Origin of the sequence: uncultured Sphingomonas sp. (assembly GCF_913777625.1) — a bacterium.
In the GTDB taxonomy this organism is placed as follows: Bacteria; Pseudomonadota; Alphaproteobacteria; order Sphingomonadales; family Sphingomonadaceae; genus Sphingomonas.
In genome coordinates this window covers 162,934-180,945 of sequence record NZ_CAJYTI010000008.1, presented here as the reverse complement: position 1 = coordinate 180,945, position 18,012 = coordinate 162,934, and the positions used below count along the sequence as shown (strand labels likewise).

The 18,012-nt window shown below is 67.4% G+C and carries 22 protein-coding genes; 14 read left to right on the top strand and 8 right to left on the bottom strand.

Translation table 11 applies throughout. The annotated features are described in order from the left end of the window. Nucleotides 1–109: 109 nt before the first annotated feature. The 5 genes from QZ814_RS04695 to secG all read right to left on the bottom strand — a co-directional run bounded on the left by QZ814_RS04695 (nucleotide 110) and on the right by secG (nucleotide 4,475). Nucleotides 110–541 carry an SgcJ/EcaC family oxidoreductase gene (locus tag QZ814_RS04695; protein WP_294329923.1) on the bottom strand — a complete coding sequence of 144 codons (432 nt, stop codon included), beginning with the start codon at nucleotides 539–541 and terminating at the stop codon, nucleotides 110–112. A gap of 68 nt (nucleotides 542–609) precedes the next feature. Next, nucleotides 610–1,404: a helix-turn-helix domain-containing protein gene (locus QZ814_RS04690; RefSeq protein ID WP_294329922.1), complete on the bottom strand. Its 795-nt coding sequence runs from the start codon at nucleotides 1,402–1,404 to the stop codon at nucleotides 610–612. A 311-nt stretch (nucleotides 1,405–1,715) separates the two neighbouring features. Then, nucleotides 1,716–2,375 (bottom strand): peptidylprolyl isomerase, encoded by a 660-nt coding sequence (locus tag QZ814_RS04685; RefSeq protein ID WP_294329921.1) that lies wholly within the window; start codon nucleotides 2,373–2,375, stop codon nucleotides 1,716–1,718. Nucleotides 2,376–2,379: 4 nt separating this feature from the next. After that, complete coding sequence (locus QZ814_RS04680; protein WP_294329920.1) at nucleotides 2,380–4,011, bottom strand: CTP synthase; 1,632 nt, start codon at nucleotides 4,009–4,011, stop codon at nucleotides 2,380–2,382. 107 nt (nucleotides 4,012–4,118) lie between these two features. Next, nucleotides 4,119–4,475: a preprotein translocase subunit SecG gene (gene secG, locus QZ814_RS04675; RefSeq protein ID WP_294329919.1), complete on the bottom strand. Its 357-nt coding sequence runs from the start codon at nucleotides 4,473–4,475 to the stop codon at nucleotides 4,119–4,121. Nucleotides 4,476–4,736: 261 nt separating this feature from the next. On the opposite strand from secG, the gene QZ814_RS04670 reads away from it, so the two are divergent. From QZ814_RS04670 to eda, 8 genes are all read left to right on the top strand, one after another. Beyond that, nucleotides 4,737–5,090: a MarR family transcriptional regulator gene (locus QZ814_RS04670; protein ID WP_294329918.1), complete on the top strand. Its 354-nt coding sequence runs from the start codon at nucleotides 4,737–4,739 to the stop codon at nucleotides 5,088–5,090. Then, nucleotides 5,020–5,400 (top strand): SH3 domain-containing protein, encoded by a 381-nt coding sequence (locus QZ814_RS04665; protein WP_365898116.1) that lies wholly within the window; start codon nucleotides 5,020–5,022, stop codon nucleotides 5,398–5,400. Before QZ814_RS04670 ends, QZ814_RS04665 begins: the two co-directional genes overlap by 71 nt. Next, complete coding sequence (gene argC, locus QZ814_RS04660; protein WP_294329917.1) at nucleotides 5,397–6,335, top strand: N-acetyl-gamma-glutamyl-phosphate reductase; 939 nt, start codon at nucleotides 5,397–5,399, stop codon at nucleotides 6,333–6,335. Before QZ814_RS04665 ends, argC begins: the two co-directional genes overlap by 4 nt. 134 nt (nucleotides 6,336–6,469) lie before the next feature. Next, nucleotides 6,470–7,930, top strand: coding sequence for a glucose-6-phosphate dehydrogenase (zwf, locus tag QZ814_RS04655; RefSeq protein ID WP_294329916.1), 1,461 nt, complete (start codon nucleotides 6,470–6,472; stop codon nucleotides 7,928–7,930). 258 nt (nucleotides 7,931–8,188) lie between these two features. After that, nucleotides 8,189–8,896 carry a 6-phosphogluconolactonase gene (gene pgl / locus QZ814_RS04650; RefSeq protein WP_294329915.1) on the top strand — a complete coding sequence of 236 codons (708 nt, stop codon included), beginning with the start codon at nucleotides 8,189–8,191 and terminating at the stop codon, nucleotides 8,894–8,896. Further along, nucleotides 8,897–10,720, top strand: coding sequence for a phosphogluconate dehydratase (edd, locus tag QZ814_RS04645; RefSeq protein ID WP_294329914.1), 1,824 nt, complete (start codon nucleotides 8,897–8,899; stop codon nucleotides 10,718–10,720). It abuts the gene before it with no gap. A gap of 125 nt (nucleotides 10,721–10,845) precedes the next feature. Further along, nucleotides 10,846–11,814 (top strand): glucokinase, encoded by a 969-nt coding sequence (locus QZ814_RS04640; protein WP_294329913.1) that lies wholly within the window; start codon nucleotides 10,846–10,848, stop codon nucleotides 11,812–11,814. A 29-nt stretch (nucleotides 11,815–11,843) separates the two neighbouring features. Further along, nucleotides 11,844–12,428 (top strand): bifunctional 4-hydroxy-2-oxoglutarate aldolase/2-dehydro-3-deoxy-phosphogluconate aldolase, encoded by a 585-nt coding sequence (gene eda, locus QZ814_RS04635; RefSeq protein WP_294329977.1) that lies wholly within the window; start codon nucleotides 11,844–11,846, stop codon nucleotides 12,426–12,428. A 119-nt stretch (nucleotides 12,429–12,547) separates the two neighbouring features. Here eda and QZ814_RS04630 read toward each other — a convergent pair whose 3' ends face one another. Next, nucleotides 12,548–13,342 carry a hypothetical protein gene (locus QZ814_RS04630; RefSeq protein ID WP_294329912.1) on the bottom strand — a complete coding sequence of 265 codons (795 nt, stop codon included), beginning with the start codon at nucleotides 13,340–13,342 and terminating at the stop codon, nucleotides 12,548–12,550. A gap of 203 nt (nucleotides 13,343–13,545) precedes the next feature. Here QZ814_RS04630 and QZ814_RS04625 point away from each other — a divergent pair, with 203 nt between their 5' ends. From QZ814_RS04625 to QZ814_RS04605, 5 genes are all read left to right on the top strand, one after another. After that, entirely contained in the window at nucleotides 13,546–13,752 is a 207-nt protein-coding gene (locus tag QZ814_RS04625) for a ParD-like family protein (protein ID WP_294329911.1), read from the top strand. A gap of 1 nt (nucleotide 13,753) precedes the next feature. After that, nucleotides 13,754–14,521: a type I methionyl aminopeptidase gene (gene map / locus QZ814_RS04620; protein ID WP_294329910.1), complete on the top strand. Its 768-nt coding sequence runs from the start codon at nucleotides 13,754–13,756 to the stop codon at nucleotides 14,519–14,521. Nucleotides 14,522–14,650: 129 nt separating this feature from the next. Next, nucleotides 14,651–14,821: a hypothetical protein gene (locus tag QZ814_RS04615; protein ID WP_294329909.1), complete on the top strand. Its 171-nt coding sequence runs from the start codon at nucleotides 14,651–14,653 to the stop codon at nucleotides 14,819–14,821. Next, the gene (locus QZ814_RS04610) at nucleotides 14,818–15,129 is read left to right on the top strand and encodes a hypothetical protein (protein ID WP_294329908.1); all 312 of its coding nucleotides are present in this window, start codon (nucleotides 14,818–14,820) and stop codon (nucleotides 15,127–15,129) included. The genes QZ814_RS04615 and QZ814_RS04610 overlap by 4 nt, the downstream gene beginning before the upstream one ends. 8 nt (nucleotides 15,130–15,137) lie before the next feature. Further along, nucleotides 15,138–15,317, top strand: coding sequence for a hypothetical protein (locus QZ814_RS04605; protein WP_010543827.1), 180 nt, complete (start codon nucleotides 15,138–15,140; stop codon nucleotides 15,315–15,317). Between the two features lie 12 nt (nucleotides 15,318–15,329). On the opposite strand, the gene QZ814_RS04600 is transcribed toward QZ814_RS04605, so the two are convergent. Next, on the bottom strand, nucleotides 15,330–15,791 hold the full coding sequence (locus QZ814_RS04600; RefSeq protein ID WP_294329907.1) for a YaiI/YqxD family protein: 462 nt from the start codon (nucleotides 15,789–15,791) through the stop codon (nucleotides 15,330–15,332). 114 nt (nucleotides 15,792–15,905) lie between these two features. On the opposite strand from QZ814_RS04600, the gene QZ814_RS04595 reads away from it, so the two are divergent. Beyond that, complete coding sequence (locus QZ814_RS04595; RefSeq protein WP_294329906.1) at nucleotides 15,906–16,346, top strand: hypothetical protein; 441 nt, start codon at nucleotides 15,906–15,908, stop codon at nucleotides 16,344–16,346. Nucleotides 16,347–16,380: 34 nt separating this feature from the next. Here the strand turns inward: QZ814_RS04595 and QZ814_RS04590 are convergent, their stop codons facing one another. Continuing rightward, a complete protein-coding gene (locus QZ814_RS04590) occupies nucleotides 16,381–17,952 on the bottom strand; it encodes a peptidase S10 (RefSeq protein ID WP_294329905.1) in 1,572 nt (523 codons plus the stop codon). Nucleotides 17,953–18,012: the final 60 nt, after the last annotated feature.

Genomic DNA, 18,012 nt, shown 5'->3' with positions numbered 1-18,012 from the left:
TCGCGGCGGAAGCGTCTCAGGAAACGACCCACGCGAAGAGGCCGCGCCTGACGCCAGTCGTTGGCAGCGCTCGGCGGAGGGCGGAGTGGCCTAGTTGCTGCCTGCCGGATTACCCGGCGTGAATGGGATCGTGCGGGGCAGCGTTGGCATCGATCCGCAGATTGGCGACATGCCGCAACTGCAGGGTTTCGTTCTTGCCCGAGAAGACCAGGGTCATGCGGTTAGCTTCATCGGTGACGCGATGGCCTTGCGGGGTCGCGTAATCCCCCAATCGCCACCGAGCGACGGCGATGCGCGTTCCGTCGCCCAGCCGCACGATGCTGTCCAGACCCAGCAGGCTAATCGGTACATCGTTGAACATGATGTTGAAAAAGATCTGGTGCGCCTGGATCACGGCGTCCCGACCTTGCCAGTGCATGCCAACCACGTTGACCCACTGAAGGTCGGGTGACGAACGCGCGAACATCGCAGGCACGTCATTGGCATTCCAGGCCGCTTCATGTTCATCAAGCCATGTGGCGATATCGGCATCGGCGTTCATTTCGGCTCCTTCTAACGCTTTGCGGCGCATAAAGCCGAGTTGCCGGCATGCAGACTAGGAAATTTCGGTCATGCCGGCAGAACGGGTAGCAGCGAGGCAAAGCCACCCGGTGCGGCGCCCGCAAACGCGTGGAAATCGCGCTGCAGATGCGCCTGATCGAAATAGCCAAAGTCTTGCGACAGCATGGTCCATTGCCGATCCGGGCAGGCATCGCGTTCACACAGCAACGCGTCAAAGCGGACGATGCGCGCATAAAGTTTTGGCGTTACTCCAACTTGCGCGAGGAAGCGCCGTTGCAGTTGGCGTCGCCCGAGCCCGGCTGCCGCCGCCAATTGGTCCAGGTTGAGCGTACCGCGGGCGCGCCGCAACAGCCGCGCCGCATGGTCGACCTCGTCATATGGCCGCACGTCCGCGAGGCGCGCATGGAGCCAGCGTTCGGCGGCCCCGATACGCGATTCGAAATCAGGCGCGCGCAGCACGGCATCACGCAACCCCTGCAGCCGGCAGCCGCCGACGCAGGTCGCCGCTTCCGCCCTGTCGACCATCGCGACACCGAACATGCGCTGCAGGCCGCTTGGCTCGAACTGGATATTGAAGGCGCCAATATCCCCTTGCATCAGCAGATCGGTGTGGCGGCAGGTCGTCGCCCCGACCATCATCGCATCGGCAACCACCGAGAAACCTTCGCCTTTATCAGCGCGATAGGGGGTGCCGAAATAGATCTCGATGAAGCTGTTTGGACGCGCCGGCAGGGGCAGGACAATGCCGGATCCGTCGATCGTGCCGACACGCTGCTGGTAGCCGCGTATCAACCCGCGCAACGCCGGTGAAGCCACCGCCTGTCTGAGTTGAAGCGCCGCCATATCCGGGTGCTATCATAGCATTTACGCTGCCAACAACGCCGCCAGACTGCCGGCGCGCCTTGAGCATGCACCCATCGGACAACCGAGGGCGACTATGCGGCGGTGCGGCCGGCGTGGCATGTGGCATTTGCGGTTTCACCAGCCGCGCGTTCACAGGATCACCCTCGTGCACGAACGGATCGCGAAACCGCCGGAAGCGATGAAGATCCCCTCCGTTCCGATCTCCAGATCCCCCAGGACCATCAATTCCACGAGATCGTGACGAACGCTTGTCGGGGGACAGGGCTGGAGCGACGGCACGCCACTAAAGCTCAATTCGTCGGCTTCAACCCCAGCTGCCACGGCTTCACCCGCCCCGTCGGCTTCGCCACCCCGTCCAGCCGTTCGGCGCGCACGATCGTCACCGGCTTGAGGATCATCTGCCCCTTCATCACGTCGCGCCCGCCGCCGCTGGGAAGTGCCAGGATGCGCTGGACCACGTCCATGCCGCCGATCACCTGCCCGAAGGCCGCGAAGCCCAAGTTCGCCCCGCGCGCGTCGAGCCCCGGATTGTCGCCGACCATGATCGAGAAATTGCCGCTCGCCGAATTGGGGTTCGGCCCGTGCGCCATCGAGATGGTGCCGCTCAGGTGCTTGAGCCCCGTCTTGCTGGTCGGCTCCAGCGGCAAGGGATCGAGCATCCGGCGCGCATCGGTGCCGACGCCGCCCTGGATAAAGCCCTTGCTCGGCTCGGTCTTGCGCCGTGCGGTGCGGTAGAAGGTCGTGCCTTCCAGCCGCCCGTCATCGACATAGGCGAGGAAGTTGGCGACCGTTTTGGGCGCCCGCCGCGCATCGAGCGCGACAATGATCGCGCCCATGCTCGTCACCAGCCGTACGCGCACCTGGCCGGGCACCGCCCGCCCCTGCTGCGGCGCCGGCGCTGCGGCAACCGCCAGCAGCGCCAGCCCGGCGACAACGGCACGCCGCAGCACGCGCTCAGACGAGCCGCGAATGCTTCACGGCCGCGGCGATGAAGCTCGCGAACAGCGGGTGCGGATCGAACGGCTTGGACTTGAGCTCCGGGTGGAACTGCACGCCGACGAACCAGGGATGGTCCGGCCGCTCGACGATCTCGGGCAGCGTGCCGTCGGGCGACATGCCGGAGAAGACCAGCCCGCCCGCCTCCAGCACCGGCTTGTAGGCGGTGTTCACCTCATAGCGGTGGCGATGGCGCTCGCTGATCGTCTCGCCGCCGTAGATCGAACCGACGACGCTGTTGCCGCCGAGCTTCGCGGTATAGGCGCCCAGCCGCATCGTGCCGCCGAGATCGCCGCCGGCCTCGCGCTTCTGCAGGCCGTCCGCGGTCATCCATTCGGTGATCATGCCGACCACCGGCTCTTCCGTCGGGCCGAATTCGGTGGTCGAGGCGTTGGCGACGCCCTGGGCGCGGACGCCCTCGATGCAGGCCATCTGCATGCCGAGGCAGATGCCGAAGAACGGCACGTTCCGCTCGCGGGCGAAGCGCACGCCGGCGATCTTGCCCTCGCTGCCGCGCTCACCGAAGCCGCCGGGGACGAGGATGCCGTGCATCGGCTCGAGCATCGCGGCAACCTCGGCCTGGTCCTGCTCGAACAGCTCGGCATCGAGCCACTGGATGTTGACCTTCACCTGGTTGGCGATGCCGCCATGGACCAACGCCTCGGTCAGCGACTTATAGGCGTCCGGCACGCCCATATATTTGCCGACCACGCCGATGGTGACTTCCCCCTCGGGATTCTCCAGCCGCTCGACGATGCCGCTCCAGCGGCTGAGGTCGGGCGACGCGCCCGGCTCGATGCCGAACGCCTTGAGCACTTCGACGTCGAGGCCTTCGCCGTGATACTGGAGCGGCACCGCATAGATGCTCTTGGCGTCGAGCGCGGGGATGACCGCCGAGGCCGGCACGTTGCAGAACTGGGCGATCTTGGCGCGCTCGCCGGCAGGCAGCGGGCGTTCGGCGCGGCACACCAGCACGTCGGGCTGCACGCCGAGCGCGGCGAGCTCACGCACGCTGTGCTGGGTCGGCTTGGTCTTCAGCTCGCCCGCCGCCGCGATGTACGGCACCAGCGTCACGTGAATGCTGACCGTCTGGCCGCGGCCGAGATCGTTGCGGAGCTGGCGAATTGCCTCGATGAACGGCAGCGATTCGATGTCACCCACCGTGCCGCCGATCTCGCACAGCACGAAGTCGAGATCCTCGGTCTCCGCCTGGGCGAAGGCCTTGATCGCGTCGGTGACGTGCGGGACGACCTGCACGGTCGCGCCCAGATAGTCGCCGCGGCGCTCGCGCTCGATGATCGTCTTGTAGATCCGGCCCGAGGTGACGTTGTCGGCCTGGCGCGCGGTCACGCCGGTGAAGCGCTCGTAATGGCCGAGGTCGAGATCGGTCTCGGCGCCGTCGTCGGTGACGTACACCTCACCATGCTGGTGCGGCGACATCGTGCCGGGATCGACGTTGAGATAGGGATCGAACTTGCGGATGCGGACTCGATAGCCACGGGCCTGGAGCAGCGCCGCGAGGCTCGCTGCCATGAGACCCTTGCCGAGCGAGGAGACCACGCCGCCGGTGATGAAGATGTACCGCGCCATGGGAGAAAACGCCTAACGTCAAAGGGCGCAGACCGGCAAGCGTAAGAATCCGCCGGCTGCGCAAATTTTACGGTTAATTCGCCGCAAGCACGGCGAACTACGGATGCTTACTGGCTGAACGGAACCGCGCTGTTGCCGGTGGGTGCCGTGTCGTTGCCGGTCGGCGCCGGGGCGCTCGGGATCGTCACCGGGGCGACGGCGGCGGGCGCCTTCTGCAGGCCGGCGTCGATCTTGGTCGAGTGCCGGGTCGCCGCCAGGAAGGCGAGCACGATGCTCATCAGGATGAACGCCGTGGCGAGGATCGAGGTCAGACGGGTCAGGAAGTCCGCCGCGCCGCGCGCCGACATGAGCCCGGCCGGGCTGCCGCCCGAGGTGAGACCGCCACCCTCCGACTTCTGAACGAGAATCACCCCCACCAGCAGGGCGGCGATGATGAACTGTACGACGAGGAGGAAGGTGAACATGAAATCCGGTGCCCGTTAGCGAAGGGCGCGACATAGGCGAGCAACCCCCGGCAATCAACCGCCTGTTCCGCGCCCGCATCGGCCGGCCTGCCCCCGCAGATCCCGAGCGCCAGGCCGCAACTCCATGGCGTGCCTGCATTTTCACCCGAATTTCGCACAACATTTCGCCCGCGCACTGAAACCTAGTTGCAAAATACGCGTTTGTTTCTCCGGTTCGATGCCGTGCCGGGCCTGAAACGAACGAGTGATGCTGTGAACGCTATGTCCGAACAGACCCTCTCCGGGTGGAAGAATACCCTGATCGATTACGTTCGATCGGGCGAACCAGACCTCACCAACCGCCAGATGGCGTTGCTGATGCTTGTGTATCTCGATCCTGGCCCCCATACGGTGCGCGGTCTGGCGCGGGCGCTGAACGTCTCGAAGCCGGTGGTCACGCGTGCCTTGAATCGTCTGGGCACGCTCGGCTATCTGCGCCGCCAGCGCGACGACACCGACAAGCGCAACATTTTCGTAGCGCGCACCGCGGAAGGGGCAGAGTTTCTTGCAGAGTTCGGGCATTTCCTCGCTGGCAACCACCTCAGCGAGCCAGTCCCAGCAGACGCCGACGCGTAAGCGTCTGGCGCTCGGCGGCCGTTCGGTCGCCATCGATCCCCGGGTGGAAGCCGTCCGCCCCGATCTGGCGGACATCCGCCTCGCAGGCCGTGTGTTCGCGCCGCATTATGCAGCGCCGATGCCCCGCCTGATCCATTTCGAGACGCCGCTGCGGATGACCGCGCGCGGCGACGAACCCGCGCTCGCCATCCTGCGCAAGGGCGATGTGTTCGAGGCGCTCGAGTTCGCCGGCACCAACGCCTGGGGTGTCGCACCAGGGCCTGGCCTGGTGGGCTATGTCGACGCATCGGCCTTGGGGGAGACCGAATGATCGCGCGGGTGTTCATCGACGGCGCCGCCGGCACCACCGGCCTCGAGATTCGCGAGCGGCTCGCCGGCCGTTCGGAGATCGAGGTGATGGTCCTCGGCGACCAGGATCGCAAGGATCCGAAGAAGCGCGAGGAAGCGCTGAACGCGGCCGATTTCGTCATCCTCTGCCTGCCCGACGATGCGGCGCGCGAGGCGGTGGCGATGATCCGCAACGACACCACGCGCGTGATCGACGCCTCGACCGCCTATCGCACGGCGGCCGAGTGGACCTATGGCTTTGCCGAGCTCGAACCCGGCCAGGCCTCGGCGATTGCCGAAGCGTCACGGGTGAGCAATCCCGGCTGCTATCCCACCGGATTCCTCGCGCTCGTCCGTCCGCTGATCCGCGCCGGGCTGATTCCGCACGACTTCCCGCTGAGCGTGAACGCCGTGTCGGGGTATTCGGGCGGCGGCCGCGCGATGATCGCCGAGTTCGAGGGCGACGGCCCGGACCGTACCGAAACCGCCTTTCGCCCCTATGGCCTGTCGCTCGCGCACAAGCATGTGCCCGAGATGCAGAAGCATGCGCGGATCGTGAATCCGCCGATCTTCATGCCCTCGGTCGCCCGCACCTATCGCGGCATGGTCGTGGAAGTGCCGCTGCCGCTCTATGCCTTTACCCGCAAGCCGTCGGTCGAATCGCTCGAGAATGTGCTGCGCGACGCCTATCGCGACTCGCCCGTCGTGCAGGTGCTGCCGGCCGACGTGCCGACCGTCACCCTCGAGGAAAATGCCGGGACCGACCGCCTGTCGGTCCGCGTCTTCGGCAATGACGAGACCCGCCAGGCGCGGCTGATCGCCACGCTCGACAATCTCGGCAAGGGCGCCGCCGGCGCCGCGGTGCAGAACCTCAACATCATGGCCGGGCTGGACCCAACCGCAGGCCTGGTGCTCTGACCTTTCTTCCCCTCCCGCGCCGCGGGAGGGGAATAATGCATCAAAATTTCCCGCGTGCGCATACCTATTCACCCCCTCCGGCTTGATCTTTTGGCCGCATTGGTGTCTCGCGGGCCGAACCAATCGAGAGGGAAATGATGCAGCAGCCCGTCGGCAAATTGCTTCTGTTCGGTGCCACCGGCGATCTCGCGCAGCGGATGCTGCTGCCGTCGCTCTATGCGCTGCATGCCGACGGCCTGCTCCCCCCCGGCCTCACCATCACCGGCACCGCGCGGTCGGACCATGACGACGACGCCTTCCGCGCCTTCGCCGCCAAGGCGCTCGACCAGTTCCTGCCCGCCGACCGCAAGGACGACAGCGCTGTCCAGGGCTTCCTCCAGCGCCTCTTCTACCAGACGCTCGATGCCTCGCAGGTCGAGGGCTACGCCGCGCTGAAGGAGAAGATCGGCGACATCTCGGGCGGACTCGCCATCTTCCTGTCGACCGCGCCCTGGCTGTTCGGCCCGACCATCAAGGGCCTCGAATCGGCCGGTCTCACCGGCGAGAATGTCCGCATCAGCCTGGAGAAGCCGCTCGGCCGCGACCTCGCCTCCAGCCGCGAGATCAACGACATCGTCGCGGAGGCCTTCCCCGAGGAGCGTACCTTCCGGATCGACCATTATCTCGGCAAGGAAACCGTCCAGAACATCCTGGCGCTGCGCTTCGGCAACTCGCTGTTCGAGCCGGTGTGGAACGCCCGCGGCATCGACAGCGTGCAGATCACCGTTTCCGAGACGGTGGGTCTCGAAGGTCGCGCCGGATTCTACGAAGACACCGGCGCGCTGCGCGACATGGTGCAGAACCACATGCTCCAGCTCGTCGCGCTGATCGCGATGGAGCCCCCTGCCCGCCTCGACGGCACCGCGGTGCGCGACGAGAAGGTCAAGGTGCTGCGCTCGCTGCGCAAGATTCCGCTCGCCGAGGCGCCGAACATGACCGTGATCGGCCAATATGGCGGCGGCGCGGTGAAGGGCCAGATCGTCCGCGACTATGCCACCGATCTCGGCAAGGACTCGCGCACCGAGACGTTCGTCGCGATCAAGGCGCATGTCGACAACTGGCGCTGGCAGGGCGTGCCCTTCTACCTGCGCACCGGCAAGCGCCTGGCCGAGCGCCGCTCGGAAATCGTCATCCAGTTCAAGCCGGTGCCGCACTCGATCTTCGCCGAGCGCGGCGGCATGCTCCAGCCCAACGCGCTGGTCATCCGCCTCCAGCCCGAGGAATATGTCCAGCTGCTGGTGATGGCCAAGCAGCCGGGCCTCGACCGCGAAGGCTATCGCCTGCGCGAAGTGCCGCTCAACCTCAGCCTCGACACCGAATTCGCCGGCACCACCCGCCGCATCGCCTATGAGCGCCTGCTGCTCGATCTGATCGAGGGTGACCCCACGCTGTTCGTCCGCCGCGACGAGGTGGAAGCGCAGTGGGAATGGATCGACGCGATCCGCGCCGGCTGGGAGGCGAACGACCTCAAGCCCAAGCCCTATGCCTCCGGCAGCTGGGGACCCTCGCTCTCGATCGCGCTCACCGAGCGCGACGGGGTGCACTGGCACGAATGAGCGGGGCCAAGGCGGCGTGATGGAAAAGTCCGAACCGCCTCCCAGGCAGTTGTCATCCCCGCGAAGGCGGGGATCCATTGCCCTGGCGGCGTCGGTTCTTTCCCCAGAGCGCACAGGCGAATGGATCCCCGCCTTCGCGGGGATGACAGCTAGAGGGACCTCCCGCGCGTTCGTGCCAAATCGCCCAACCTACCCTATATCGGACCCGCACGGCGACCGAGCCGTTGACCCGGTCCCACCAAAATCCAAGGAGCTGACATGACGACCGAAATCGAATGGTGGGACTATGACGACAGCGCCGAGATGGGCGACGCGCTCGCCGGCGACGTCCAGTTCATCATCGAAAGCGCGATCGACGCGCGCGGCGCCGCGGTCATCGCACTTGCCGGCGGCCGCACCCCCGGCCCGATCTACGCCAAGCTGAGCAAGGCCAAGCTCGACTGGAAGCGCGTGACGATCCTCCCCACCGACGATCGCATCGTGCCGATGGGCGATCCGATGTCGAACGTCACCGGCCTCGCCAAGGTGTTCCTGCCGCTCGGCGCCCGCGTCATCCCGGTGGTCAGCGAGAAGGCCGACGACTACAAGGCCGCAGGTCGCGCCGCCGATGCGCGCCTCCAGGACTTCCACTGGCCGCTCGACCTTTGCCTGCTCGGCATGGGCGCCGATGGCCACACCGCCTCGATCTTCCCGGGTCCCGACCTGCAGGAAGCGCTGACCGGCCCCAAGGAGCGCCGTGCGCTGGGCGTGCTGCCCGATCCGCTGCCGCCCGAGGCCCCGGTTGCCCGCGTGTCGCTCTCGCTCGCCGCGATCGTCTCGGCGCGCGCGCTGATGATCGCGATCACCGGCCAGGAGAAGAAGGACGTGCTCGAGCGCGCAATTTCCGAAGGCGCCGGCTCGACCCTGCCGATCGGCCGCGTCCTTGCCGAGACCGAACTGCCCGTCGACATCCACTGGAGCCTGTAAATGGCAACGCTGCACGCCGAAATCGCGGCGGTCACCGATCGCATCCTCGAACGGTCCAAGGCCGGCCGCGCCGCCTATCTCGACCTCATCCGCCGCGAGCGCGAATCGGGCAATGACCGGCCGAAGCTCGGCTGCGCCAACCTCGCCCATGCCTATGCCGGCACCGAGGAGCAGCGCGAGGAACTGAAGTCCGGCACGCGGATGAACATCGGCATCGTCACCGCGTACAACGACATGCTCTCGGCCCACGCGCCCTATTATCGCTATCCCGAGCAGATGAAGGTGTGGGCGCTGGAGGCCGGCGCCACCGCGCAGGTGGCGGGCGGCGTGCCGGCGATGTGCGACGGCGTGACCCAGGGCTATCAGGGCATGGAGCTCTCGCTGTTCAGCCGCGACACCATCGCGATGGCGACCGCGGTGTCGCTCAGCCACCGCGTGTTCGAAGGCGCGGCGCTGCTCGGCATCTGCGACAAGATCGTGCCGGGCCTGCTGATGGGCGCGCTGCGCTTCGGCCATCTGCCGATGGTGCTGATCCCCGGCGGCCCGATGCGCTCGGGCCTGGCGAACAAGGAAAAGGCCGCCGTCCGCGAGCGCTATGCCGAGGGGAAGGCGACCCGCGAGGAACTGCTCGAATCCGAGATCGCCGCCTATCACGGCAAGGGCACCTGCACCTTCTACGGCACCGCCAACTCGAACCAGATGATGATGGAGGCAATGGGCCTCCACGTCCCCGGTGCCGCCTTCGCCAACCCGCAGACCAAGCTGCGCCAGGAACTGACCCGCCACGCCGTCCACCGCCTTGCCGAGATCGGCTGGAACGGCGACGATTATCGCCCGATCGGCCATGTCGTCGACGAGAAGGCGATCGTGAACGCCGCCATCGTGCTGCTCGCGACCGGCGGCTCGACCAACCATCTGATCCACGTCCCCGCCTTCGCGCGCGCGGCCGGCATCGTCATCGACTGGGAGGATTTCGATCGCCTGTCGCGCGTCGTGCCGCTGATGACCCGCGTCTATCCGAACGGCTCCGCGGACGTGAACCAGTTCGAGGATGCCGGCGGTCCGTCCTTCGTCATCAAAGAGCTGCTGCGCGCCGGGCTGATGCACGGCGACGCGCTGACCATCGCCAAGGACGGCATGGCCGCCTATGGCCGCAAGCCCGACATCGTCGAGGACGCGCTGGTCTGGACCGAGCATGGCGAGAAGAGCAATGACGAGAACATCGTCCGTACGGTCGAGACCGCCTTCTCGCCCGAGGGCGGCTTCCGCATCCTCAAGGGCAATATCGGCCGCGCCTGCATCAAGGTCTCGGCGGTCGAGCGCGAGCGCTGGATCATCGAGGCCCCTGCCCGCGTCTTCTCGGACCAGCTCGAAGTGCTGGAGGCGTTCAAGGCCGGCGAGCTGGAGCGCGACGTGATCGTCGTGGTCCGCTTCCAGGGCCCGCGCGCCAACGGCATGCCCGAGCTGCACAAGCTCACGCCGCAGCTCGGCGTCCTCCAGAACCGCGGGTTCAAGGTGGCGCTGGTCACCGACGGGCGGATGTCGGGCGCCAGCGGCAAGGTGCCGGCGGCGATCCATCTGTCGCCGGAAGCACTGGGCGGCGGCCCGATCGGCAAGGTGCGCGACGGCGACATCCTCCGCCTCGATGCCGAGGCCGGTACGCTGGAAGCGCTGGTCCCCGCCGACGAGTGGGATGCACGCGACCATGCCGCCGCCCCGCCCCCTGCCATCGGCACCGGCCGCGAGCTGTTCGCGATGATGCGGCACTATTGCGACGAGGCCGAAAAGGGCGCCTCGGCGATGCTGCACGAGGCCAGTCTCTAAGCTTGTAACGCATGTAAATCCTATCGCCGACGCCCCGCGGACTTTACATCCGCGCGGCGGACGGGAAGAAGAGCCCCGCCCACTGGCAACGTTGACAGGGGCGGTAGAGAGAGGATCGAATTCGGATGGAAGTCGTCGCCGTCGACATTGGTGGCACCCACGCGCGCTTCGCCGTCGCAGAGGTGGCCGAAGGCCGCGTCGTCTCGATGAGCGAGCCGATCACCCAGAAGGTCGCCGAACACCCGAGCCTTCAGCTCGCCTGGCGCGCGTTCGGCGAGCAGCTCGGCCGCCCGACCCCCAAGGCAGCGGCGATCGCAGTCGCCTCGCCGATCAACAACGACCTGATCAAGCTCACCAACAATCCCTGGATCATCCGCCCGCCGCTGATCCCGGAGCGGCTTGGTGCCGATACCTGGACGATCGTCAACGATTTCGAAGCGATCGGCCATGCCGTCGCCCAGCTCGAGGACGACTCCTTCCTCCACCTTTGCGGCCCCGAGATGCCGCTGCCCGACAAGGGCTCGATCACCGTCTGCGGCCCGGGCACCGGCCTGGGCGTCGCGCAGGTGTTCCGCCATCGCGGCGGCTACGACATCATCGCGACCGAAGGCGGCCATAGCGACTTCGCGCCGCTCGACGCGATCGAGGACGCGATGGTCAAGCGCCTGCGCCGCACCTATCAGCGCGTCTCGAAGGAGCGCATGGTCGCCGGCCCCGCGATCGTCTCGATCTACGAGACGCTGGCGGACCTGGAAGGCGTGCCGGTCGCGCGGCTCGACGACAAGGCGATCTGGACGCTGGCACTGGAGGGCAAGGACAGCCTAGCAGTCGCGGCACTCGACCGCTTCTGCCTGAGCCTCGGCGCGGTGGCGGGCGATCTTGCGCTTGCCCATGGCCCGACCGCGGTGGTGATCGCCGGCGGTCTGGGCTTGCGCCTCAAGGACCATCTGCTGCAATCGGGGTTCGGCGAGCGATTCGTCGCCAAGGGGCGCTTCCGCTCCCTGATGGCGACGATCCCCGTCAAGCTGATCACCCATCCCCAGCCGGGCCTCTACGGCGCAGCCGCCGCCTTCGCCCAGGAGCATGCACAGTGAGCGAACCCCGTCCTTCGATCGAAGCCATCATGCGCACCGCACCCGTCATCCCGGTGCTGGTGATCGACGACGCCGCCAAGGCGCGTCCGCTTGCCGAGGCGCTGGTGAAGGGCGGCCTGCGCGTGCTCGAAGTGACCATGCGCACGCCGGCCGCGCTCGATGCGATCCGCGAGATGAAGCAGGTCCCCGGCGCGATCGTCGGCGCGGGCACGGTGGTCAACACCCAGCAGTTCGAGCAGGTGATGAAGGAGGATGCCGAGTTCATCGTCTCCCCCGGCCTCACCGAGCGCCTCGGCGATGCGATCGTGAAGAGCGGCGTGCCGTACCTGCCGGGCACCGCCAATGCCGGTGACATCATGCGCGGCCTCGATCTCGGCCTCAGCCACTTCAAGTTCTTCCCGGCCGAGACCTCGGGCGGGCTCAAGGCCCTGAAGGCGCTCGCCGCCCCCTTCTACCAGGCGAAGTTCTGCCCCACCGGCGGCATCAGCCTGGCGAGCGCGCCCGAATGGCTGGCGTTCGATCCGGTACTCTGCGTCGGCGGCAGCTGGATCGCCAGCGGCTCGCTGGAAGAGGTCGAAGCCAAGGCCCGCGAGGCCGCCGCGCTGCCGCGCTGATCCTGCTCCTTGCGCCCCTCCTCCTTGGAGGAGGGGTTTGGGGTGGAGGGATGATGGGGCGCCGCGCGGCATCGTCCCAGCCCCCCAGGAAGAGGGCGCGGTCCGACGCCCTCTCCTCCTCAGAACTTGTTGCGGCTCCCGCTCCAGTCGCCCTGGTCGCAACTGCCGCGGAAATGCTCGATCCCGTCGATCGCGATCCGCCCGGTGCGGCGGTCGATGTCGACGCGCGGCTTGTTGAGCCCGTTGAGGCGATATTGCGCGGTGATCCGGTCGCGGCGCATCTGCACGTCATACAGATCCCACCAGCCGTCCCGGCCACCGGCGTTGATCGGCGGGATCAGCTTGCCGGCCAGGCGAATGCTTCCGCGATCGCCCCGCAGCTCGACCTGCACGGTGGAGTCGAACCGCTGGGGGACGTTCTCCATCGCGCTGTACGATTCGTACCGGTGGGTGCGATCGTTCCACACATAGCCGCTGCGGAAGCTGGTGCCGGGCTTCTGCCCCTCGCCCCAGCAGATCAGCGTCAGCCGTCCGCCGCCGCCGCCATTACCGCCCTGTCCCGGCATTCCCCAGCCCGGCCCGCCGCCGCCACCGCCGTTCGGACCCTGGCCCTGCCCCGACGCCTTGAGGCACAACGAGGGCGGGCTGGTGGCGATCGCGACATAGCGCCCCTCCGCCGTGGTGATGGTCACGCAGGTGCGGGTCGCTGCATTCCACCAGTTGCTCCACTTGCGGTCCCGCCCGCTCTCCACCGACACCCAGCGATAGCCGCGCCGGCCGAGCTCGCTCTCGACCTGTCCGCCGCGCGCACCCACCAGATCGCGCAGATCGCGCGGCATTTCCTGCGACGCGGCCGGTCCCATCGCCAGCGCGGAGAGAAGGATCCCGCCGCCCAGCTTTACCAACATCCCCATTTCTTTCCCCTGACGCTTGGATACTTGCCGCAACTTCTACAGCAGCACGCCGCGCGAGCAAATCCTGTCCACATCACCGGTGTGAAGTCTTGGCGCGATGCAGCGTATCTTTGATACGCAACCTGTTCAGTCGCCCTCATACGGGCATTGACCCCGACTACCATACGAACCATATACGATCCATATCGCTTTAGGAGGGTCCGATGGGCATCGTGAAAATCGACGACGACCTGCATGAAGAGGCTCGCCGGGCCAGCGCGGTGATGTGCCGCTCGATCAACGCCCAGGCCGAGTATTGGATGAAGATCGGCATGCTGGCCGAGGCCAACCCCACCCTGCCCTTCCACGAGATTGTCCGCCGGCAGCTCGCCGAGGCGCAGGTCTCCACCCCGGCCTACGAAGCCGCCTGAGGTGATCAAGGATCCCCACGAACTCGACCTGATGCGCCAGTCCGGGCGCCTGCTCGCCCAGGTGTTCGCAATGCTCGACCGGACATCGCTCGCCGGCATGTCGACGCTGGAAATCGACACGCTGGTCGACCGCTACATCACCGAGGATCTCGGCGCCCGCCCCGCGAGCAAGGGGCAATATGGCTATGGCTTCGTGCTCAACTGCTCGCCGAACGCGGTGGTCTGCCACGGCGTGCCCGACGCCGCGACGATCGTCCGCGACGGCGACATCCTCAATCTCGACATCACGCTGGAAAAGAACGGCTTCATCGCCGATTCGAGCAAGACCTACATGGTCGGCGAGGTCTCGCCCCAGGCGCGACGGCTGGTGAAGGTGACGCAGGAAGCGCTGTGGAAGGGCATCGCCCAGGTCCGCCCCGGCGCGACCCTCGGCGACATCGGTGCCGCGATCGAGCGCCACGCCAAGCAGCACGGCTATGCCGTCGTCCGCGACTATTGCGGCCACGGCATCGGCCGCGAGATGCACGAGGAGCCCTCGGTCCTCCATTTCGGCCGCCCCGGCACCGGCATGAAATTGCGCGAGGGCATGACCTTCACCATCGAGCCGATGCTCAACCAGGGCACCCGCAAGGTCACCACGCTCGACGATGGCTGGACGGTGGTGACCAACGACCGCAAGCTCTCCGCCCAGTTCGAGCATACCGTGGCGGTGACCGCCACCGGCGTCGAGGTGCTGACGCTGCGCGACGGCGAACGCGCGCTGGCCTAGGCGGCGACCGGCGGCTGCGGTTGTGAAACGACCGCCTCGCCCCCATATGGAGTCCATCGCCGGCTTCCGATCCGTAAGCGCCGGCGGCTGGGTCCGTCATGTTCTCGCTTGCGCCGCACGGGTTTGTCCATGGACCTCGCCTATCTTCTTTCGCGCTATCAGAACTCCCTGGGCCGCGCCGCCACCGCGGCGTGCGTCGCCTCGCGCGCCGCGCACCGCGCCCTTGCCGCCGCCTATGCCGAGCGCATCCGCCAGTGGCAGCATGCCCATGGCACCTTCGATCGCGCGGTCGCCGCATGACCGGCGCGATCACCCGGCTCGAGGTCGGCGCCACATCCGACGAGGGCGACCGCCGGCGCTTCCGCGGCGCCGTGCGCACCAAGCTGGCGCCCGACGTCATCGCGCGCCAGTCCCGCGTCGCCCTGCTCGCCTTTCAGCGCTTCCCCGATCGCGAGACGGCACTCGCCTTCCTCAACAGCGTCGATGAGGCGCTGGGCGGGCGGCCGATCGACATCGCCAGCATGAGCGAAGCCGGCGCCGAGCGCATCGCCGCCGCGCTGCGCGACCAGGACCGAACCCCCATGTCCCCGGCAACGAAGATCGGCTAACGGGCGCCATGGCCGAACGCTTCGAACGACACCGCCAGCCCTGGCGCCCCGATGAGCTGCAGAAGCTCCACACCCTCGCCAAGAAGGGCATGCCGCTCCGCGCGATCGCCAAGGCGCTGACCCGCAGCGAGGAATCGGTGAAGGAACGCGCCAAGCTCGACGGGCTGTCGATCGCCAAGCTGCACTAGCGCCAGACCGGACTAGCCGCGCTTCACCCGCACCAGCGCCGCATCGAGCGCCGAGAGGAAGCGCGAGCGGTCTTCCTTGGCGAACGGCGGCGGGCCGCCGATGCTGTCGCCGCCGGCGCGCAGGTCGGCCATGATCGCCCGCACCGCCACCGCGCTGCCGATCGAGCTGGTGGTGAACGGCTTGCCGTTGGGCGCGAGCACCGCCGCCGCGCCCGCCTTGAGGCAGCGATCGGCGAGCAGGATGTCCGCCGTCACCACCACCGATCCGCCATTGCTGTGCTCGGCGATCCAGTCATCGGCGGCGTCGAACCCGTCGCTCACCACCACGCGGTGGATCAGCGGATGCTGCGGCACGCGCAGATGCGCGTTGCTCACCAGCGTCACCGGCACCTCCAGCCGCCAGGCGACCTTGTAGATCTCGTCCTTCACCGGACAGGCATCGGCATCGACGAGGATGTGCGGGGCGAGCGTCATGCCCCGCCCTGGCACAGCCGCGACGTCCGGCAAAGCCGCGACCGCGGCAATCCGGAACAAACCGGATACAAATCCGCTTTCCTACAGCAGGCCGTCGTGCCTATGCTCCGCTGCATGCCCGAGGAAGACGTCGATCCCTTCACGTTCGTGCCGGTCGCTACCGCGCCGCGCGCCGATGGCTGGAGCGCCGAGCGCCAGCGCGCCTTCATCGCCGCACTGGCAAGCCATGGCGGCGTCGCCGCAGCGGCCCGCGCCGTGGGCATGACACCGCAGAGCGCACGGCGGCTGCGCCAGCGCCCGGATGCCGCCGGGTTCAACCGCGCCTGGGACGCCGCGGTCGAGCAAGGGCGCTGCGTCGCGTTCGACGAGGCGATGCGGATCGCGCGCGAAGGCCGGCTGGTGCCGATCCTCCGGCGCGGCATGCTGGTCGGCCATCGCCGCCGCTTCGACAACCGCCTGCTGTTCGCCGCCTGCTACGGCGTGCCCGCCGCACGCTTCAGCTATGCCGAGGCGGCGGCGATCATCGAGCGCGGCTCCGATCCGGGAACGCGTTGATGTCGCTTTCCCGGAACTTTCGGAACTTTCGGGCTCAGTTCCTGGCTCCGGCCCGCAGCGCGTCGTCGTAGAAGGCGGCAAGGTCGCGGTGCATCTGGGGCAGCGTGGTCGGGTTCAGATACACCATGTGGCCCGCGTCATAATAGGTGAAGCGGATGTTCTTCTGGAGCTGCGGGTCGAGCAGCATGTGGCTGACGTCGAACTCGGCGCCGTAGAAGGGCGTGGCGAAGTCGTAATAGCCGTTGATGAACAGCACCTTCAGATAGGGGTTGGTCCGCATCGTATAGGCGAGGTCCGCGGCGCTGTTCGGCATCAGATGGGTGCCGCTTTCGTCGGGCGCGCGATGCTTCCAGTCCCAGTCCCAGCCGGGGCCGCGCGCGGTCATCCGGTACGGCATGTCGGTCTTGTAGCCGAGGACGCGGGTCGCATAGTCCTGGAAGGTCGCGACGAACGCGCCGGTGACCGCGGTCGAGGCCGGATCGTCGCTCGGGCTGTCGGCATTGGCGTCGGTGACGTTGAGGAGATAGCGCGAATCGAGCCGGCCCACCGCCACCCGGCGATCGCGCAGCAGCTCGGTCTGGAAGCGCGGCAGGGTGAGGCGCAAATCGGCGCGCAGGATATAGGCTTCGCTGATGCCGGTGTACTCCGACATCTTCTTCGCAACCGCCGCCTTCTCCTCGGCGGAGATGGTCGATCCCTTGGCAAGCGCGGCGGCATAGGGGCCGCTGGTGAAGGCGCGGACCTCGTTGATGAAGGTCGGCAGATCGGCGGGGCGGTTCTGCAGCCGGTTATGGTACCAGGCGGTGGCCGCCATGGTCGGGAACAAGGTCAGGAAATTCTGGTCATAGCCCGGCTGGCGGACGCCATAGTTCATGATCGTGGAGAACTGGACCATGCCGTTGAGGCTCAGCCCCGCCTCCTCGAGCTTGGCCGCCACGACGGGGTTGCGCAGCGTGCCATAGCTCTCGCCGAACAGGAATTTCGGGCTCGGCCAGCGATCGAACTTGCCCGTGTAGCGCAGGATGGCGCGGGCAAAGCCGTCGGCATCCTGGTCGACGCCCCAGAAGTCCTTGCCGGTCTTCTCGCCCAGCGGCCGCGACCAGCCGGCGCCGACCGCGTCGATGAAGACGAGGTCGCTCTTGTCGATCAGCGAATCGGGATTGGGGCCGAAGCCATAGGGGGCCGGGCGGATATATTCGGGGTTGGCGGTCGTGACGCGCACCGGCGCGAAGCTGCCCATGTGCAGCCAGATGGTCGGCGATCCCGGCCCGCCATTGTAGAAGAAGGTCACCGGGCGCTGCTCGCGGGCCGATCCGTCGCGGGTATAGGCGGTGTAGAAATAGGAAGCGGTCGGCTTGCCGTCGTCGTCGCGGATAGTGAGCGTGCCGGCGGTGGCCGTATAGGCGATGCGCTGCCCGCCGACGGTGACCGCGCCGTGGCTGACGGCCATGGCTTCCTCGACCGGCGGCTTGACCCAGGCGGCCTCGGCCTCGGCCTTCATCTGCTCGCGGTGATCGCCCTTGGCAGGCGCTTCCTTGGGCTTTTCCTGCGCCCAGACGGGGCTGGCGGTGGCGAGCAACAAGGTCAGCAAGGCAGCACGGCGCATTCGGCGATTCCCCCTGGAATTGGTCACAGGGGAAACTTTGTTACATGCGACCGCACCCGA

What these genes read in the sequence shown, in the direction of transcription:
- edd (WP_294329914.1), top strand. Translation starts at nt 8,897, where the DNA reads ATGGCAACGCTGCACGCCGAAATCGCGGCGGTCACCGATCGCATCCTC.
- QZ814_RS04690 (WP_294329922.1), bottom strand. Translation starts at nt 1,404, where the DNA reads ATGGCGGCGCTTCAACTCAGACAGGCGGTGGCTTCACCGGCGTTGCGC.
- argC (WP_294329917.1), top strand. Translation starts at nt 5,397, where the DNA reads ATGATCGCGCGGGTGTTCATCGACGGCGCCGCCGGCACCACCGGCCTC.
- QZ814_RS04695 (WP_294329923.1), bottom strand. Translation starts at nt 541, where the DNA reads ATGAACGCCGATGCCGATATCGCCACATGGCTTGATGAACATGAAGCG.
- zwf (WP_294329916.1), top strand. Translation starts at nt 6,470, where the DNA reads ATGATGCAGCAGCCCGTCGGCAAATTGCTTCTGTTCGGTGCCACCGGC.
- QZ814_RS04680 (WP_294329920.1), bottom strand. Translation starts at nt 4,011, where the DNA reads ATGGCGCGGTACATCTTCATCACCGGCGGCGTGGTCTCCTCGCTCGGC.
- pgl (WP_294329915.1), top strand. Translation starts at nt 8,189, where the DNA reads ATGACGACCGAAATCGAATGGTGGGACTATGACGACAGCGCCGAGATG.
- QZ814_RS04630 (WP_294329912.1), bottom strand. Translation starts at nt 13,342, where the DNA reads ATGGGGATGTTGGTAAAGCTGGGCGGCGGGATCCTTCTCTCCGCGCTG.
- QZ814_RS04615 (WP_294329909.1), top strand. Translation starts at nt 14,651, where the DNA reads ATGGACCTCGCCTATCTTCTTTCGCGCTATCAGAACTCCCTGGGCCGC.
- QZ814_RS04670 (WP_294329918.1), top strand. Translation starts at nt 4,737, where the DNA reads ATGTCCGAACAGACCCTCTCCGGGTGGAAGAATACCCTGATCGATTAC.
- QZ814_RS04605 (WP_010543827.1), top strand. Translation starts at nt 15,138, where the DNA reads ATGGCCGAACGCTTCGAACGACACCGCCAGCCCTGGCGCCCCGATGAG.
- eda (WP_294329977.1), top strand. Translation starts at nt 11,844, where the DNA reads ATGCGCACCGCACCCGTCATCCCGGTGCTGGTGATCGACGACGCCGCC.
- QZ814_RS04625 (WP_294329911.1), top strand. Translation starts at nt 13,546, where the DNA reads ATGGGCATCGTGAAAATCGACGACGACCTGCATGAAGAGGCTCGCCGG.
- QZ814_RS04640 (WP_294329913.1), top strand. Translation starts at nt 10,846, where the DNA reads ATGGAAGTCGTCGCCGTCGACATTGGTGGCACCCACGCGCGCTTCGCC.
- QZ814_RS04610 (WP_294329908.1), top strand. Translation starts at nt 14,818, where the DNA reads ATGACCGGCGCGATCACCCGGCTCGAGGTCGGCGCCACATCCGACGAG.
- QZ814_RS04590 (WP_294329905.1), bottom strand. Translation starts at nt 17,952, where the DNA reads ATGCGCCGTGCTGCCTTGCTGACCTTGTTGCTCGCCACCGCCAGCCCC.
- QZ814_RS04595 (WP_294329906.1), top strand. Translation starts at nt 15,906, where the DNA reads ATGCCCGAGGAAGACGTCGATCCCTTCACGTTCGTGCCGGTCGCTACC.
- secG (WP_294329919.1), bottom strand. Translation starts at nt 4,475, where the DNA reads ATGTTCACCTTCCTCCTCGTCGTACAGTTCATCATCGCCGCCCTGCTG.
- QZ814_RS04600 (WP_294329907.1), bottom strand. Translation starts at nt 15,791, where the DNA reads ATGACGCTCGCCCCGCACATCCTCGTCGATGCCGATGCCTGTCCGGTG.